Source organism: Streptomyces cynarae (genome assembly GCF_025642135.1).
Classification (GTDB): Bacteria; Actinomycetota; Actinomycetes; order Streptomycetales; family Streptomycetaceae; genus Streptomyces; species Streptomyces cynarae.
Map to the genome: position 1 here is coordinate 5,873,988 of NZ_CP106793.1, position 17,633 is coordinate 5,891,620.

Genomic DNA, 17,633 nt, shown 5'->3' on the forward strand with positions numbered 1-17,633 from the left:
GCTGCAACGGCTCTGCAGGCCCCTTGGGACCCGGGCAACGCGGCAGGTCACGGCCCTGCATGTGACGACTCAAACGCAACCAGTCCTCGAATAGTCCTACCGCCGACTGAGCACCGCTTTAGGAGTTCGATCCGAGCCTGCTCCGGCTGCGGTCGTCGGCTGGTGCGACGGCCGGACAGGAACGCTGGTGTACGTCTCTGTCCGGCGTCGTTGATGTCAGCCGTGGATGTCAGAAGCCTTCTGATCCGTAGCTCTACAGAGATTGGTCGGGGACGGTCATACCGGTTGCTCGGGCTTGTCTGAGGGGGAGGTCGGGGCGGTTGCTGGGGTTGCTGTACAGCTGCCGCAGCTTTGCTGGCGTAAGCGAGGTTGTTGCGGCTGGTCAGGGTGTCGGGGTGGGCGTCGCCCAGGGCCTCCTCGCATTGGGCGAGGGTGGCCCCCGGCAGGGGGATGGTGCGGGCTGTGTGTCCGGCGGGAGCCTTGCCGGGGGGACCGCGACCGCCCGCCCGGGAGCGACGCGGCGGCGTGGAATCGCTCGCGGAGACGCCGGAACCTGATCGGCAGTCGGTGTGGTGCCGCTTCAGACGACGGAAGACCAGTTGGTGACCGAGAAGGGGATCGCCGGGCACATTCGGGGGCGCTGCAACTGGTGCGGGCCGCAATCGAAGACACCCCCATCCGTCCAGAGGAAGAACTGGTACGGATTTGCGGGAAGTCCGCGCACCGCGAAGCGTCCCGAAGCATTTTTGATTTCCTGCTGGTGCAGCCCCAAGGAATCCCTGCACTCGGCTTCCAACAGGAAGTTGCAATCTTGCACTCCGGACGAAAGGCTCGCACGCAGCCCTCCGGGCTCGGTGCCGTTACCGAGGTCGATCTTCTTGTGCGAGAAGTACGGCTTTCCGAAGTAGTCGTCGGGGCTGAGTGAGTACGGCGTCTTCGGCTCGGAGAGATTGAAATGAATTCCGTCGTAGGCGCCCCCGCCCTCGGGGCGGACCAGGATGACCGTCTTCGCAGCGGCGGGGCCGCATCTCACGTCCTTGGCCCTCATGCCGGTGATCGTCAGGCCCGCCGATCTGTCGCTGAAGAGATCGATGAGCCACGAGGACGAGTATCCGTCGGACTTGTCCCAGCCAGGGTCCTCAAGACCGTGGCCACCGTGGGTCGCGGCCAGTTCTTCCACCTCCCCGAAGTCGGGGCTGTCGTCGGCGCCGGATTCCAGGAAGGTGGCAGTCTCGGTACGGGTCAGCGGGCGATCCAGTACATAAGCCATGTAGAGCGGGTCCGCGTCCACGCGAGTGGACGCCGTGAAAGCTGGACCCTCACGGTCGAGGTTCTCCTCGACCTGCTTCGAGTGGCGTGTCGTCGGCTCGGTAGCGAAATAGTCGCGAGCAGCCGGAACGAGCCAGGCGAGAAGACCAATGACGGCGCCGCACGCCAGAGTCCACAGGACCCTCCGTCGTCTCTGTCCCGGCGGGCTCTCCAGCGTGCCCGGCACGAGAGCCTCGGCGATCAGTTCGCGCCGACGTAGCCTGGGCGGACTCGGGTCGGGCGCTCCGGCCGCGAAGGCGAAAGTCGTCGCGCCTCGGGCCGACGCGGGTGGAGTGGCCGCCGGAGCCGGGCCGATGCCCGTGCTCTGCGGGGCTGATACGGGCCCGGAAGGCAGTGCGGCCCCGGTGGGCGGTGCGGAGTGCGTGTTGCTCGTGGCGGAGGAGGTCGCCGCCTCCGGGTCCGTACCGTGCATGGCGCCCTCGCGGGGAATCGACCGATGGGAAGAGGCCCTTATGATGCCCGCTGACCAGGATGATGCTCAACGGCCCTCCGCGGACCCCAGGTTCCACGAAGTTCTCCGTCCCGCCCGGCTCACTGCCGCGCCCCCACCTCACCGCCCCTCCGTCTAGGTCCCGACCGTGCTGTCGTAAAGCGGCGCAGGGCGTCGGGGAGCGGGGTGATGTCGGGGGACGTGGGGACTGGGGACCCTAGCCCTCCCCGGCGGGGCCTTCGCCTCCCGCCGCTAATTCGCCGAGGCCATCACCGAGCCGGCGGCTCGGGGTGGCGAGTGGCAGGCAATGTCACTCTCCACTCACTCGCGAACAGTGACACACAACGACAGAGACCCGGGCTCTGTGGGACTGAGTCCGGGTCTCTGTGGTGGGCAATCTCGCTGGTCAGCGGGTTGATCACGCTGTCCGAGCTGGAGTGCCCCCGGCAGGATTCGATCCTGCGCACACGGCTCCGGAGGGCCTTTCATCTCGCAGTAAACGTGCTGGTCAAGACCTCTTTCCTCACAAGGTGCGGGTGACCAGTCCACGGGTGGTCCAGAGGGTCACTGCGCCCTTGGCGACGGCTCGCTTGTTAGGGCTGTGTAGCCGTCGGTCGCGGTGACTGTGCCAGTCGCTGGCACCGGTGACGGCGTCCTTCAGCTACCTGCACCACCGACTTGCGCACGCGACGGGACCCTGCGGTATTGCATCAGTCAGATGCTCCGCATCCCACCGGTGAGGTACCAGGAGCTGTCTGCGAGGGCGAAGATCAACGCGGCCTGCCAGCTGTTTGGGTCGTAGTCGGAATACTCGCCGGCGTCAGCGAGGAGGTGGTCACGCAGTCCGTCGGGTCCGGACTCTTCGAGCGTTCTCGTGTCCTTCCTCTTCCGCATGGACAGGGCGTGCCCTGCCTCGGCTCTGTAGCGGTCGGCCAGGTGGTACTTGGTGAAGTGGCGCCGCAGCCGTGCGGCCTTAGTGTCGGACCAGGTTCCAGGCGGTATCGCCTGGAACACGGCGACACCGCCGGCTGCGCTGTCGATGCGGGCGGAGAGCCACCGTTCGGAACCGAAATCGTCGAAGTAGGGATGAATTGCCTCCCGTGAGGGCTCTTGATCAAAGGTGTTCGACTTGGCTTGGTTGCAGGTTCCACATACCGCGACGAGGTTCTGGGGGGCCAAGGCGAGGAGAGGAAATTTGTCCTTCGGTGCGTGGTGGTCGACTTGTGCGACCGCCTGTATGCCGCACAGGGGGCACCGTCTGTCGGCCGCGAGCGCCTTGATTGCGTCGTACAGTTGACGGCCCGCCGCGCGGCCTACCACGGCTTGTGCGTAGATCTCCTCAAACATCGCGCGGTCCTGGTGGTCTTTCTGCTTAATTAGCTCGACCAGGAGGAAAGAAAGAAGTATCCCATACTGGCCAGCCAGTCGGTATTTCTGTTCCAGCTCCCTGAGTCCAAATAGGTGTTCGTTGACCCTATCGGCGTACCCGTACTTCTGCAGCCATGCTGAGCAGGCGTCGACGACCTCTTTGACGGTGAATACCGGTCGCGCCGGACGGAGCATCAGTCCCGCCCCCGAGTCCGTGCATAGGTCATTGCCCGCAGGAGGGAGCGCGCTTCCGAGCCCAGTCCGGTGAAGCGGGCAGTGATCTCCTCGTAGGTGCCGCCCTCCTCCACTGCATCGACGATGGCAGCGTGAAATCCAGTAGAGGTGGTTTCCAGGCCGAAGGCTTCGTGGGTGAGCTCGCCCACGCTCTCGCCGTACGTCTCCATCGTCGGCTTGCTGGCAGTAAGCTCCGCGCCATTCCGGACCAGTCTCCATACGCAGGAGGCGGGTACCTCTTGCAGCACGACGGGGGAGTGGGTGGCAATGACGGCCATGCCGTTTCGGTCCGCGAGCAGGTCGGAGAGGGCCCGGGTGAGGGCGGCCAGGAGGGGTGGGTGCAGATGGATCTCCGGCTCGTCAATCAGGACAAGGGTGCGCTCGCGGACCACCCTGACCAACCGAGTCACCATGAGGAGTACGACCTTGTGCCCGGAACTGAGTCCGTCGAAGACTTCGCCCATTGCATCTGCGACGCCTCGTTGGTCGGGATGCCGCATAAGACCGCTGATCAGGTCGGAGTACTCGTCGAGGAATCCGCTGGCTGAGTAGTTCAGCGTGTCGATCGCCTTGCGCCAGCGCTCCCCCGTTGCACCGATGCGGACCTCGAGGAAGCTCTTTACGAACTCTTCGCGCAGGTCGGCATCAGACTTCAACTCCCGCCTAGTCTTCCTGAGACCGATGTAGTTGAAACGCAGGTCTTCTCCAGAGTCCTCTATTTGGTGCGGCCTGTCGAAGGGGCTGAAGCTTACGAGCGCGCAGCCCGTGAAGCTGTTGTCCTCGCCTCCCGAAGCACTTTCCAATGACACGCGTCTTGCCATCACATGCTCTGCGATGCCTTGCAGCATCCGCGACTTTCCGACGCCGTTGCGGCCGATCAATGCATGAACGTTCGTCGCCGGCCGGCTCCCCGGTACGGCCTCGAACTCAAACTCCGGGGCCGGAAGCAAGCCCTCCTGGACGGGGATGTAAGACCACTTGAAAGGCACTCGGTGTGCACGCGTACCCGTGGCGATCCGCTGCAGGAGACGCAGATCCTTGCCTGTTCTGTCGCGCATCAGGGAACTCGCTAGCACGGGATGGTCTGAGAAGACTGCCGCCATTTCCGGGTTGTAGGCGATGTCGTTCAGGGCCCTCAGGATGTCCCGGCCCATTCCCGCCGGCAGCTCATTCAGGGCCGCGTAGTAGTCCTCCTGGTGGGCGAGGCTGGCGAAGTCCTCCGGAAGTGAGTAGAACTCCTCAGGTAGCACCTCCGCGGTGGCCCGCATGCCCTCCGGCTCGGTGTCCAGATCAAGATGCCCGATCCGAACGTAGCCGATACGCTCCACCCTTCCTTCCAGGTGGACCCGCAGGTCGAACGTGGTGACGAACCCATAGTCGTTCCAACTGTCTTTGATCAAATAGGCGCCGTCGAGTCTCGGCACCCTCGCCCTGTACTCCAGAACCTTGAACCGCACTGAGCTCCCTCAACAGACGCCGATCGACTGACGATCAGACTGCCTCACGCATCCCCGTGTGGGCTACAGGTTCTGCCTCCTGACCGCCGTCGGGCGCGCCAGTGACCGTGGGTGACCTCCCGGATCCCAGCGCGGCAATGGCAGCAAGTCTGGCTCCGCCGCGATCACGTGGGCTTCCCGATCAGGGAGCCCAGCCAGCCTTCTGCAGCACCGCTTGTCCGCCGCGACGCGCCTGCGGGACCGCTTCTCGCGACCCGCACACGTTCAGCGCCGACAGCTCCTTGACCCGCTGAACCGACAGCTGGCCGCTCTTGACCCGCTGCTGGCTGATACAGGCCCCGAGCGGCATAGCTTCGCCGTCGACCGGATCGCTGGGGCTGCGGGTACATCGAGGTTCCGCTCCCCTGGGAATCTGGGCTCCCTCGTTCTGCCTTGGGAGACGGAGGGCGCTCCTCCTCTGAGGTGCGACACCTTCTGTCAGACGTCAGGGAGGGCTACTGCGCAGGACCGGGCGAGACGTCGTGCCCGTGACGCCGGAGCTATGCCGCAGCCGTGAGCCGTTGCGTGTCCGCTGGGGTGGTAGGGGGGCGCACAAGGGGCGCACTCCCTCGGTGGTGTGCCCCACTGGGCACAGCTGATTCGGCAAAACTGCTTCCGCTTCCTGAGGTGTTCCTGAACGCTTGAACAGGGTACGAACATGGGATTTGTGAAGATCGATTCATGGGTCACCGAGGTGGGGCGCTAGGCAGCGGTCGTCGTTGAGGTGGCCGGTTGGTTCGGTCGAGGCGGCTCCCGGCGCGAGGCATTTTGCCTGTCAGGCAAACTTCCTGAGGGTGTGACGCCTCTGTCGCGGCGCACCGCATGTCGCACGTAGATTGCGAATCGGTAACAGGGGTTCCCTGCCGCGGCGTTTTGTTGAACGCTTAAACTCCATGAACGAGGGGGACTTGTGAAGGTTGTTGTGCGTGCCTGGCGGGGGGTCAGGCGGGGGGCGCGGGCTTTTCATTGATCCTGCAGTCACATACGAGGAGATCTGGTTGCACCCCACTGGGGCTGGCAGGGCCACTTCCGCAGCGGGGTCCATGCAGGGTCGATGTCGAAGGCTTCCGCCTCCAGGGCAGTCGGCCGTGCCTCAGTGGCTTGAGGTCTGGGTCCACCCTGAACATTGGCACGTTGGGGCACGGATACTTTCGGCTGCTCCCGGCAATGAATGCGCGATGCCAGCCTGTGAACCGGATCGCTGACATCAGGACGCGCTGGTTGCAGAGAGGGTTAGGGCCCTAAGCCCGCCGACCTGCGACAAGTTGAACGTTCGGACGCCGGATGACCACGGCTCGTCCGCCAAGGCCACAAAAACCGACCTGTCGGGGGCTGTTCTTACTGTCCGCAGCAGGTCCCGCGGCGTGCGAGTAACGCATTAGCGGAAACGGGGCGATCGTAGTTCAGGAGCCACGTAAATGCAGGGTTGTCAGTGGTGCATCGTGGTGGCAGCAGTTGAGGCGGTGTAGTCGTGATGAACAAACGTGCCGAGTGGGTCCCCGACGCCGGGTTGGTCCGCGAGGTTGATGACCTCTTCGGGCGGGCGATTGATTCCTATCGTGCGAATCCGAACCTGATCACGGAGCACGCCAACCAAGAAGAGTCCATCCGGGTCGGCGGTTACTCGAACCGCACGCTTCTGGAACTTGTGCAGAACGCGGCTGACGCAATGTCAGGAGCTGCCGAACACGAGGAGGGGGCAGGGCGGGTCGAGATCGTCCTCGACCTTGACCGTCAGACACTGTACTGCGCGAACGCCGGCCGTCCGTTTTCACGAAGCGGCCTCACCACGCTCGCCCATGCGCATCTCAGTGGTAAGCGGGGCGACGAGATCGGGCGGTTCGGGCTCGGTTTCAAGTCTGTGCTCGCGGTCACCGACACTCCACAGGTGTTCAGCCGATCGGTCGCTTTCGAGTTCAACTCGTCGAAGGCGAAGGCGGCGATCGCGACGATCGTGCCCGCCTCCAAGAGACTCCCGATCCTGAGGACCCTGACCCGGATCGACGCGGAGGCCGAGTTCGTCAAGGACGCGATCCTGGCCGAGCTGGCGGAGTGGGCGGTGACGATAGTCAGATTGCCGCATGCGACGAGGCTGGAGAATCTCAAGAAGGAGATCGAGGAATTTCGATCCGAGTTCCTCCTATTCGTCAACTCGGTGCGTGAGATCCGGCTCCGGGTACTCGGAGCCGACGCGAACTTCGTGACGAGTCATGTGTCGCGGGAGCTGGGCGACGGCAGGTTTCGGATCGAGCGTCCAGACGGTGACCACGAAGAGTGGTACGTCGACAACCGAATGCATGCACCCAGCCCCGAGGCACGGATCGAAGTCGGCGAAGCGGTGTCTCGTGACCGAATGAAGGTCACGGTCGCGATGCCGGCACGCTTCGCACAACTGAGGACGGGCGAGTTCTGGTCGTATTTCCCGCTCCAGGACAGGACATCGGCATCCGCCCTTTTCAACGCCCCCTGGAGCGTCAACGACGACCGCACCACCCTGCTTTCGAACACGTACAACCGAGAGATCCTTGTGACCCTCTCGGGAATGTTCCTCGACATGCTGCCGAAGGTCTCGTCCGTCGACGATCCGGCAGCACACCTGGACTACATGCCGGCGCGTGGCCGTGAGACCCACTCGTTCGGCGACGAGATCCTCTGTGCCCATGTTCCGCAGCTCGGCTGTGAGAAGGCTCTGATCCCCGACGCAACAGGCGTGCTACGCACGCCGCCGGAGCTCCGTCCCCTTGACTTCGGCGTCAGTGAGGCGTCCGAACGTGACCACGAAGAGTGGATCAAGTCGCCCCACACCGACGACGCCGTGCCGCACTGGCGTTGTTATGCCAACGGTCAGCAGCGTGTGACTCGCTTGAGGGCGCTTTACGTGTGCAGCGTCTCCACCGCCTTCGCCGACTCACGGCCCAGAGATGATTTGAAGGCGTTGGAGAGGATCCCCAAGCGAGGTGTCCTGTCCTGGCTGCGTGAGTGGGCGGAGGGGCCCGACGTGGCCTCTGCAGCGAAGGCGCTCGATTTCGTGCTGCGCAATCCCAACGGCTTCGGTCCGGCGAAGGTCATACCGACGACCGGGGGCATGTTGTCCATCAAGGACCGTGACCGGGTCTTCCTCCATCGTACGGAGGATGTCGACATCGAAGGAGCGTGCTTCGTCGACCCGGAGTTCCTGGCCGTTCCCGGCGTCGAAAAGAAGCTCGGGGACAGAGGCTTCCGGGACCTCGATCCTCTCTCGATGTTCGAGGCCAGGATGGCCAGGCTGTCGCCGGAGGCCGAGGACGACGAGCTCCCGAAGTTCTGGGACGCTGCCACCGATGTGCCCATGGCACAGGCACAGAAGGTCGTGGCGGGCAACAAGGCGGGCGCTCTCAAGGTCCCTACACGCGACGGGGGTTGGGCTTCACCCACATACGTGCTGGACATCGACGGTCTTGGCGACAGCGCACCCGATCGAGTTCTGGACCGGACGAGGTGTGTTCCCCAGCTCGCACACGCGGCAGGTGTCATCACCGAGCCGGTCGGCTCGTACTCGCTCGAGGACGAGGTCCACTTCGATGACTACTGCCAGTACGTGCTGGACGAGGTGAACCGGAGGCTCGGGCCCGGAGAGCGCCCCATCGAGCAGGTGGAGTTCGACAGGGGGGACGGCCCCGGTCCATTCTCGGTACTCCTGATGTTGGAGGACGCGGGCGCGTCCGAACTCGTACGCGAGCGGTGGACGGAAGGACTGCTCAGACTCGACCAGGCAGGTCACTGGCTCTGCACGGACATCGACACGGGGCTCAGCCACCGGGTTCTGTCCCCTGTTCGATGGGCGGCTGGCCGAGCCGGCCTGCTGAAGTCGGCTCGCGGCTACCGGACTCCCGACCGCGTAGTCTCTGCGTCGCTCGTCGAGTACGAGGCCCTGCTGCCTCTGTTCCGAGGACCGCGCCACGTCGAGGACGCTCTGAAGCTGCCCAAGGATCTGGGCGAGGTCCCTGCGGAGGTCCTGCGTGAAGCGCTCGAGGCGGAGGTCACCTCGCCGATCAGCAACGTGGCGCTGACGGGGTTCGTCCTCACCGCGAGTCGGTTCGCATTCCCGGAGGGGCATCCGATGTTCATCCCCGCCCGGGTGGGACGTGCCATCGAGAGGAGGCGTCCCGACGCGGTGTACTTGGCGACGACCGAAGAGGAACGCGAGTTCCTCAACCTGAGGCAGAAGCCGTACCTCAAGGTGGATGAGGACGAAGCGGACGAGTTCGTCGAAGTGGTCGGATGCCGACGGTTCGAGGACAGCTTCTCCTTCTCGCTCCTGGTCGACGGTCGGCAGGTCGAGGAGCGCGTCATCGACTTGTACACCGGACTGCGTTCGACGTTCGTCGAGGACAAGGTCACGAACGCGACCGTGGCGAAGGCCGTCCAGATCACGAAGCGTGTGACCACGGAGGACGGTGTCGAGGACCAGTCGCTCGAATGGCACCGCCAGGGAATGACCCTGGTGGTCCAGGCAGAACTCGACGAACCTCGTGTCCTGCAGATCGTCAACGAGGCATTCGACCTGCGCCTGTCGAACGCCGAGTTGAGCGACATCCTCCAGGCACGCGTCGACCAACACCTGGAGATGCAACGGCAAGATGCCCGGGGCGCGTTTAGTGACGTGGAGCGGCTGGCGATCTACATCGGTGACGACACGCTGAAGGAGAACCTGCCGAAGGGACTTTGGCAGGCGCTTGAGGGCCAAGGCCTGGTGGACGGCTCCACGTCCGTCGCCGAGCTGTTCCTGACCGTCTATGGCAGCGACTCGATCAAGCTTCTAGCGGAGGAGTTCAGCGCCGAGGGGTACACGGACGTTCCCACGACATGGGCGGGGGGAGCATCGACCGTCGCCTGGCTTCGGAAGATGGGGTTCGGCGCCAAGTACGCCGGGCGTCGCACCCGACACCAGGACGATGAGTTCGTCGTGCCCGGTGCCGTGAAGCTCAAGCCATTGCACGACTTCCAGGAGAAGATCAGGGAGGAACTGCAGGAGGTCCTGACGTCCCGGGGACGGGATGGTCGTGCGCTCAAGGGCATGGTGGAACTTCCGACGGGAGCTGGGAAGACCCGGGTGGCCACCGAAACCGTGCTGCGGCTGTTCGTCGACGGCGAGATGAGCGGAACCGTGCTCTGGATCGCGCAGTCGGAGGAGCTCTGCGAGCAGGCGGTGCAGACGTTCGGTACCGTCTGGCGTTGGCTCGGGGACGAGCGTCCGTTGACGATCGGCCGGCTCTGGAACACCAATGTCGTCCACGAACCCGACACCGAGTTCAGTGTGGTCGTGGCCACCGACGCCAAGCTCGACCGGGTGGCCGACACTCCTGAGTACGAGTGGCTGAGCAAGGCCTCCGCAGTGTTCATCGACGAGGCGCACCGAGCCGGCGGGTCGAAGATGTACACGAAGATCCTCAGATGGCTCGGAGTCGACGGGCGTAGCTGGGAACGGCCTCTCGTGGGCATCTCGGCGACGCCGTTCAAGGGCAGCGGCGATGTCACCGAGCCGACGAAGGAACTGGCGGCCCGCTTCGGTCACCACAAGATGAGCGCCTTCGACGGCAACGCCTACCCGGAGTTGTCGAAGAGAGGTGTCCTCGCCAGGGTTCGACACGAAGTGCTGGACGGCGTGAAGGTCGCGCTGGAGCCGGATGAACTCGCACAGGTGCGGTCCCTGCGCAAACTCGAACCCCAGGTCCTCGACCGCATCGGCCGGGACCAGGCCCGCATGAAGATCCTGGTGGACGACATCCTGAAGCGCGATCCGGAATGGCCGATCCTCGTGTTCACGCCGAACGTCCTGTCCGCCCAGGTCCTCGCCGCGACACTGCGTTACCGGAAGGTCGCGGCCGAGGCGGTCAGCGGCCAGACCGGACGGCAGACGCGCCGTGACGTCATCGAGAGGTTCAAGAGGAACGAGATCAGGGTTCTGGCCAACTGCGACCTGCTGATTCAGGGATTCGACGCGCCCGGCGTCCGGGCGCTGTACATCGCGAGGCCCACGTTCAGTCCCAGCGCCTACATCCAGATGGCCGGCCGCGGTCTGCGTGGCCCTGAGAACGGCGGCAAGGAGGAGTGCCTCATCGTGGACGTCGCCGACAACTTCGGCGCGGTCAACGACTTCCTCGGATTCCGTGCGTACGAGGGCCTCTGGCGAAAGCAGGGATCATGATCCTCATACCGGATCTCGCCGACATCGAGGCGACCACCACCAGCAACGCCGAACGGCGGGTGGCCCGACTGCTGCGTGCGGTCGACGGCCCCACCGACGCCGTCGCCTTCCACTCCGTGAAGCTGCGGAGTCACGCGGTCAAGCAGCAGGGGGAAGCGGACTTCGTCGTGCTCTGGAACGGCGTAGTCATCATCGTTGAGGTCAAGGGCGGGGGCGTCAGGAAGTACGACGGTGTCTGGTACTCCATCGACCGCCACGGTGACTGGAAGAAGTTGCGCGAGTCGCCGATGGACCAGGCGCAGTCGGCGATGTACGCGCTGCGCGACATCCTCCAGGAGGAAGGCGTCGGTTGGTTCGCGACCGAGGCCGTTGCCCTCACCCCCGACATAGACGCGCCTCCGGCAGCCGTCGAATGGAAGGGGAGCCACTGGTGGGCCAAGGAGCAGATGAGCATTGCCGCACTGACCGAAGCCTTCGAAAAGGTCGCTGGCGAAGCGAGGACCGCTCCCCACGGAATCAGAGTCGCCCGGTCCGAGACGCTCCGGGTGCGCCTCTTCGGTGAGTTCACCAGGATGCCCGTCATCGACGCGCAGCGGGGCGCCGTGCTGGAGGAGCAGAATCGAGCGACCGAGGGCCAGGCCAGGGTCTTGGCCGCGCTCTCCCGGAACCCAAGGATGCTCGTCTTCGGTGGCGCGGGCACCGGGAAGTCCCTGGTGCTGGCGGAGGGCGCGAAGCAGGAGGCGGGCGAAGGGAAGTCGGTTCTCATCACCTTTCACTCGCCCGCCCTGGTCGACTTCTTCGGCCCGCGGATCGAGGGCAGAGACATCGATCTCCTTCCGTTCGCGGACCTGTCCGGTGACAAGCAGTACGACGTCGTCTTCGTCGACGAGGCACAGGACCTCATGAACGCTGGCGGCATGGATGCCTTGGACGCCGTGATCCGCGGGGGTCGAGAAGGCGGCCGGTGGAGGATGTTCCTCGACCCCAACAACCAGGCACGCGTCGACGGCGAGTTCGACCCGGAGGTCTGCGAGTTGGTCCAGCAGGAGGCGCTTCAGTACGACCTGGACCGGAACGTGCGCAACACCCGTGCGATCGTCCACGTCGTGCAGGAGTACCTCGGCGCCGACGTCGGGGACCCGGGCATCGTCCATGGCGACCGAGTGGAATGGCGGTGGTCCGACGGGACGGCCGGTGTCTCCGCGGCCGAGACCGTGGCTCGCGACCTCGTCGCGAACGGGGCCCGCCGACAGGACATCTGGATCATCAGTGTGTCCGAGGACGCCGAGCCACGCAGGAGCGAGGCAGGCTTCCTCGTGACCAACCCCCGCTACGCCAAGGGGCTGGAGGCAGAGCACGTCATCGTCTGCGACCTGCCCCAGGAATACAACGACCGGGGACTCGCCGCTTTCTACGTGGCTGTCACGCGGGCGCGGGTCACGCTCCACGTGGTCGCGTCCAAGAACGACAAGAAGCGGCTCCAGGATCTTCTTCGAAAGCAGGTTGGGAAGTGAACCTCACAGCAGCCCAGAAGGAGGCCCTTCACCATCTCCGAGCCTCCTACGTGGGGCCCGAGGCCGGAGACGAGGAGGTCACGGCGAACCTGCCTCACCGGCAGTACGCCGTCGGCATGCTGTTCCCGGTCGAAGCCGAGGCACGAGGCTCTCACGGCGACGGGAACACGGACGAAGAGGTATCGGCGGATGTCCCCGACGGCGATGTCGAGGAGAGCGGGGCCGGTGTCCCTCTGGCCGAGGACTGGAAGCCCTCGTCCGTCGCGCTCTCCTTCGTCACCGACGGCGACTCCGTCGACGTCGACTTCTCGTGCGGTACGTACGCCGCTGTCGGGGGAGACGGGCCGCCCAGGTGGCGGCGTACCCCGTTCTCCGTCGACGGCCTCGACCTCCGGCGGGGCAAGGGGCCCGAGCGCCTTTCCGTGGGTGGTGTCTCGGTCGAGATCGGCTCGCGGTGGCGTGACTTCCAAGGCGACTCGTTGGTCACCGTCCACGTACGGGTCCTGACCGAATCCACGGGCGACGACCGACACGACATCCCTCGGACGCTGTTCCAGGTCCACCTGGCCGCCGCTCCCTCCGCCGGGGCGGAGATCCGGGAGTACGACACGACGCGCTCGATCGACACCGACCCGGAAGCCGCCGAGCTGCGCCTGCGATATCGCAACCGAAAGGTCTACGCGGTCGGACACGGAATGGCCGCGGACTGGGAGTTCGCGGAGGGCCGTTGTGCCAAGGTCTTCCTCGAGCCCGTGCCGGCCTTCGTGGTGCCCGCCGTCGAGACCACGGGGTTCGAGGAAGGGACGGCCGAGGCCGAGGCCTTGGAGCTGGGGCATCTCCAGCAGATCGACAAGGATCCCGAAGCGGTCCTTCGATCGTTGGACGCCTTCCTTGAGGCGTTCGCCGGCTGGGCCTCCCGACAGATGGAACGGGCTGAGGCATTCAGCGACGACAGGGCCGTGGCCGTCCGCATCGCCGGGCGTTCGCAGGACGCCGTCGACAGGATGAGGGAAGGCATAGACCTCCTCCGGGCGCCGGGACGACAGGACCTTCGAACGGCCTTCTCACTCGGCATGGCCGCCATGCGCCTTCAGATGCGGCAGGCGTCCATCAACCGCGGGAAGCCGGAGGAGCAGGAGTCGGAGCCGCGGTGGCGCCCCTTCCAGCTCGGTTTCCTGCTCGTGTCGCTGGCCTCCACCGTCGATGAAGGGCACAAGGACCGGGACCTCGTCGACCTCATCTGGTTCCCGACCGGTGGCGGCAAGACCGAGGCATACCTGGGTCTCGCCGCGATCGAGGTGTTTCGCCGACGGCTCGCTCACGGCACGGCCGGCGGGGGAACCGCCGTCATCACTCGCTACACCCTGCGGCTCCTGACCTCTCAACAGTTCCAACGGGCCGCGGCACTGGTCTGCGCGATGGAGCGGCTGCGGGCCACGGACGACCGGGCGAAGGGCATGGCGCCGTTCTCGATCGGTCTGTGGGTGGGCAACGACGTCACCCCCGGCACGCGAGCAGAGGCGCGTGAAGCACTCAAGCGGCTTCAGAAGGCCGCGCGCCCGGAAGAGGCGAACGAATTCCAGGTCGAGAGTTGCCCATGGTGTCTGACGCCCTTGGTGCCGAGCCTCAGGAGCGACAAGCCAGAGGACTACGGCATGCGCTTGGACGGCGTGGACGTCGTGCTCCACTGTGTCGACGCGTCGTGCGACTTCGCCGGCGAGCTTCCGCTCGCTGTCGTCGACGAGGTGCTGTACAAGGAACCACCCACCATCCTCCTGGCCACCGTCGACAAGTTCGCGCGTCTGCAGTTCAAGCCGGAAGCGGGCAGGCTGCTCGGTCTCGGGACCACCTTCAGGCAACCATCCATGATCATCCAGGACGAGCTGCACCTGCTCTCGGGGCCGCTCGGAACCACCGTCGCCGTCTTCGACGCGGTGATCCAGCTCCTGCTGAGCCGGTCGGGCTCCAGTCCCAAGATCGTGGCTTCGACGGCCACCATCCGCGCGTCCGAGGAGCAGGTGGAGGGACTGTACGGGCGTGAGGTCGCCCTGTATCCGCCCTCGGGACTCGACGACGACCGGACCTTCTTCTCCCGCCCGGTGGAGAGCGGAGAAGGACGTCTCTACGTCGGCCTGATGCCACAGTCGGTCTCGCAACCGTCGGCCGTCATCGCAGCCGTCACCCCCATGGTGGAGATGCCGGAGGCGCTCGCCGCCCGCGCCCCGTCCGCCGCGTCACGGGACGCGTACTGGACGCTGGTCATGTACCACAACAGTCTTCGTGAGCTCGGACGTACCGGGACGCTGGTCGTCGACGACGTCAACGGTCGTCTGGAGCCCCGAGCCGAGAGGCTCGGCTTCCCGCTGCGGCCCGTCAGGGCGGGGAAGGTCCTGGAACTGACGAGCCGTCGCGGAGCCGAGGAGCTGCCGAACGATCTCCGCGCGCTCAGGGTCAGAGCCGACGAGTCGTCGGAGGCTGTCGACGTGGTCCTTTCGTCGAACATGCTCTCCGTGGGCATCGACATCCCGCGGCTCGCGCTGATGCTCATGGTGGGGCAGCCGAAGACCACGGCCGAGTACATCCAGGCCACGAGCCGCGTCGGACGTGGAGACACGAAGGGCGTCGTCGTCACGCTGTTCCGGTCGGGAAGGGCCCGCGATCGGTCGCACTTCGAGACCTTCCGTGGCTACCACGAGGCCCTCTACCGGAGCGTGGAGCCCACGAGTGTCACACCGTGGTCGTTGGCCTCGCGCGAGCGATCGCTCGCCGGCGCGCTCGTGGCACTGCTGCGGCAGTCGTTTACCGCTTTCGCCCCGAACGAAGCGGCGGGTCGGTTCGACCTCGGGGACGACAGGATCCGCGAAGCGGTCGATCGACTTGTGGAACGGTTCCTCGGCTACGTGACGCGCGCCGACGGCCTCGAAGCCCCGGAAACACGCTCCGCGGTATGGAGCCTCCTGAGGGACTGGGACCGACGGGCAGGTCAGGCACGGGAGTCGGGCGAGTCTCTGTACTACCAGCGGACGAAGAAAGACCAGGCAGCGTTGTTGAAGAAGTTCGGCCAACCCGGCGAGGGGTGGCTCGTCGCAGACTCGATGAGGTCCGTGGAGCCCAACGTGGCGGTCGAGGTCCAGGAACCGCAGGAGGAGGTGCACCATGGAGAAGATCAGGCATGACCTGCGCCTCTCCGAGACGATCTCACCGTTCGGTGTGGGAGCGATCGTCGACGTGCGAGGCGAGTCGCTCATGGCGCCGGACACGTCCTGGTGGGACAAGAAGTTCGCCCATGAGATCAGCTGTGAGCGTCTGATGGCCCGCCTCGGTGCCGGGGTCCTGAGACAACCGCCGGCGCACGCGGACCGGGCCGCAAAGGAAACCCCTGCGCTGCCGTACTGGCGCTTTCCCGCTTGGCGGTTCTGCGAGCGTTGCGACAAGCTCTCGAAGCTGACCGGTAGGAAGAAAGGCAAGTGGAGCAACACCTGCGACTGCGGCGGCGCGCTCGTACCGATGCGATATGTCGCCGTCTGTGAAAAGGGCAGCCACATTCAGGACATCAACTGGTTCCAGTGGGCGCACCGTGGGCGCGCGGCGAGCCTGAATGAAGGGGTCCGCTTCTGCCGTGACTACAAGGCACTCAGGTTTCACAAGCTGGCCACCCGCGGCGAAGGCCTCGCGGCACTGGTGGTGAAGTGCTACGGGTGCAAGAACGAGCGCAAGCTCGCGGAACTTGTGACGAAGGGGACCCTGCACCAGGACGGGATCCGTTGCGCGGGACGGCAGCCCTGGGAGCCTGAGACCTCCGTCAAGAAGCCCTGCCCGTACGAGTTGGTCGCCGTGCAGCGCGGTGCCACGGGCAACTACATCGCCGAGAGGATCTCGGCTCTCGACATACCGGAGGAGCGCCCGCAGTCCGCGGAGATGGCCGACAAGATCCGTGGGCACATGCTCTTCGGGAAAGTCGTGACCGACAACGGCGGCCCCCAGTCGGAAGTGTTGGCGCGGTTGATCGCCGACGATCTCGGGGTGACGGCGGAAACCGTCCTCGGTGTCGCGGCGGGGGAGGAAAGTCCCGCGGGTGAGCTGCTGCTCGACTTGAAGGACGGTGAGTGGTCGGCGTTCCTGAAGAAGCTCGACGAAGGGCGCGACCGCACGGGAAGCGACTTCGTCGTCGACGGGAGAAGACTCGAAGGGCTCGCGGGACCGCGGAGCCTCCTCGCCAAGATCAGCGGCATCGGACAGGTACGCCGGGTACGGGAGGTCCGTGCCCTGCGGGGGTTCCGACGCTACGACGCGGAAGCGACGCTGATCAATGCCGATCTGGGGTCGGACCGGTCGTATCGACCCACCTACCCGGCGATTGAACTGTTCGGGGAAGGAATCTTCCTGCAGTTCGACGAGGCGAAGCTCACCGCATGGGAGGCACAGCCGGAGGTGCAGGCACGCGCCGGCATCCTCAAGAAGAGGAGGGCGGACTCTCCCTGGGCCAGCCGCCTCGACGTGCCGGAACCCAGGTACATCGCCCTGCACACGCTGGCGCACCTGCTCATCCGGCGGTTGGCGTTCGCCAGCGGTTACGCGTCTGCCTCGCTGCAGGAAAGGATCTACGCGAACTCCGACCGGACGGACAAGACCGCCGGGATCCTGATCTATACCGCAGCGGGGGACGCCCAGGGGACTCTGGGTGGTCTCGTCAGGCTCGGGGATCCCAAGAAGCTGATCTCACTCCTGGTGGCAGCCCTGGACGACGCGGACTTCTGCTCCAACGACCCGGTCTGCATCGAAAGCGACCGTCAGGGAGCCTCACAGTTGAACCTCTCGGCCTGCCACGGGTGTTCCCTGGTGAGTGAGACTTCCTGCGAGACCGGAAACCGGCTGCTGGATCGACAGCTGGTCCTGGGCGGAAGCGACGTGAGAGGACTGTTGGATGACGTTCTGACTGACGTCCGACGGCCCAGGTGACGACCTTCAGCATTCTGCGGCCCCGTGGCACGTGCTTGGGGCCGCAGAGCGGCCAGCCTCGGACGCTGTCGGGCGAGGTCCGTAGCCGTCGCTGCTCTCTCAGACTCTGAGGTGCT

The 17,633-nt window shown here is 65.4% G+C and carries 7 protein-coding genes; 4 read left to right on the top strand and 3 right to left on the bottom strand.

The genetic code is table 11. The features are described 5' to 3' along the window. Positions 1-580: 580 nt before the first annotated feature. From N8I84_RS26875 to N8I84_RS26885, 3 genes are all read right to left on the bottom strand, one after another. Positions 581-1,270, bottom strand: coding sequence for a hypothetical protein (locus tag N8I84_RS26875; protein WP_263232062.1), 690 nt, complete (start codon positions 1,268-1,270; stop codon positions 581-583). Between the two features lie 1,203 nt (positions 1,271-2,473). Further along, on the bottom strand, positions 2,474-3,322 hold the full coding sequence (locus N8I84_RS26880; protein ID WP_263232063.1) for an HNH endonuclease: 849 nt from the start codon (positions 3,320-3,322) through the stop codon (positions 2,474-2,476). Next, complete coding sequence (locus N8I84_RS26885; protein ID WP_263232064.1) at positions 3,322-4,818, bottom strand: AAA family ATPase; 1,497 nt, start codon at positions 4,816-4,818, stop codon at positions 3,322-3,324. The genes N8I84_RS26880 and N8I84_RS26885 overlap by 1 nt, the downstream gene beginning before the upstream one ends. Positions 4,819-6,331: 1,513 nt before the next feature. On the opposite strand from N8I84_RS26885, the gene N8I84_RS26890 reads away from it, so the two are divergent. The 4 genes from N8I84_RS26890 to drmB are packed head-to-tail and all read left to right on the top strand — an operon-like array spanning position 6,332 to position 17,517. Then, entirely contained in the window at positions 6,332-11,044 is a 4,713-nt protein-coding gene (locus tag N8I84_RS26890; protein WP_263232065.1) for a DEAD/DEAH box helicase, read from the top strand. Continuing rightward, positions 11,041-12,558, top strand: coding sequence for a nuclease-related domain-containing DEAD/DEAH box helicase (locus N8I84_RS26895; protein WP_263232066.1), 1,518 nt, complete (start codon positions 11,041-11,043; stop codon positions 12,556-12,558). The genes N8I84_RS26890 and N8I84_RS26895 overlap by 4 nt, the downstream gene beginning before the upstream one ends. Further along, positions 12,555-15,734 carry a helicase-related protein gene (locus N8I84_RS26900; RefSeq protein ID WP_263232067.1) on the top strand — a complete coding sequence of 1,060 codons (3,180 nt, stop codon included), beginning with the start codon at positions 12,555-12,557 and terminating at the stop codon, positions 15,732-15,734. Before N8I84_RS26895 ends, N8I84_RS26900 begins: the two co-directional genes overlap by 4 nt. Continuing rightward, the gene (gene drmB / locus N8I84_RS26905; protein ID WP_263232068.1) at positions 15,715-17,517 is read left to right on the top strand and encodes a DUF1998 domain-containing protein; all 1,803 of its coding nucleotides are present in this window, start codon (positions 15,715-15,717) and stop codon (positions 17,515-17,517) included. Before N8I84_RS26900 ends, drmB begins: the two co-directional genes overlap by 20 nt. Positions 17,518-17,633 lie beyond the last annotated feature (116 nt).

Bases quoted from the DNA above. Each gene is read 5' to 3' on its own strand.
- N8I84_RS26875 (WP_263232062.1), bottom strand. From the start codon at position 1,270: ATGGCTTATGTACTGGATCGCCCGCTGACCCGTACCGAGACTGCCACC.
- N8I84_RS26880 (WP_263232063.1), bottom strand. From the start codon at position 3,322: ATGCTCCGTCCGGCGCGACCGGTATTCACCGTCAAAGAGGTCGTCGAC.
- N8I84_RS26890 (WP_263232065.1), top strand. From the start codon at position 6,332: ATGAACAAACGTGCCGAGTGGGTCCCCGACGCCGGGTTGGTCCGCGAG.
- N8I84_RS26895 (WP_263232066.1), top strand. From the start codon at position 11,041: ATGATCCTCATACCGGATCTCGCCGACATCGAGGCGACCACCACCAGC.
- drmB (WP_263232068.1), top strand. From the start codon at position 15,715: ATGGAGAAGATCAGGCATGACCTGCGCCTCTCCGAGACGATCTCACCG.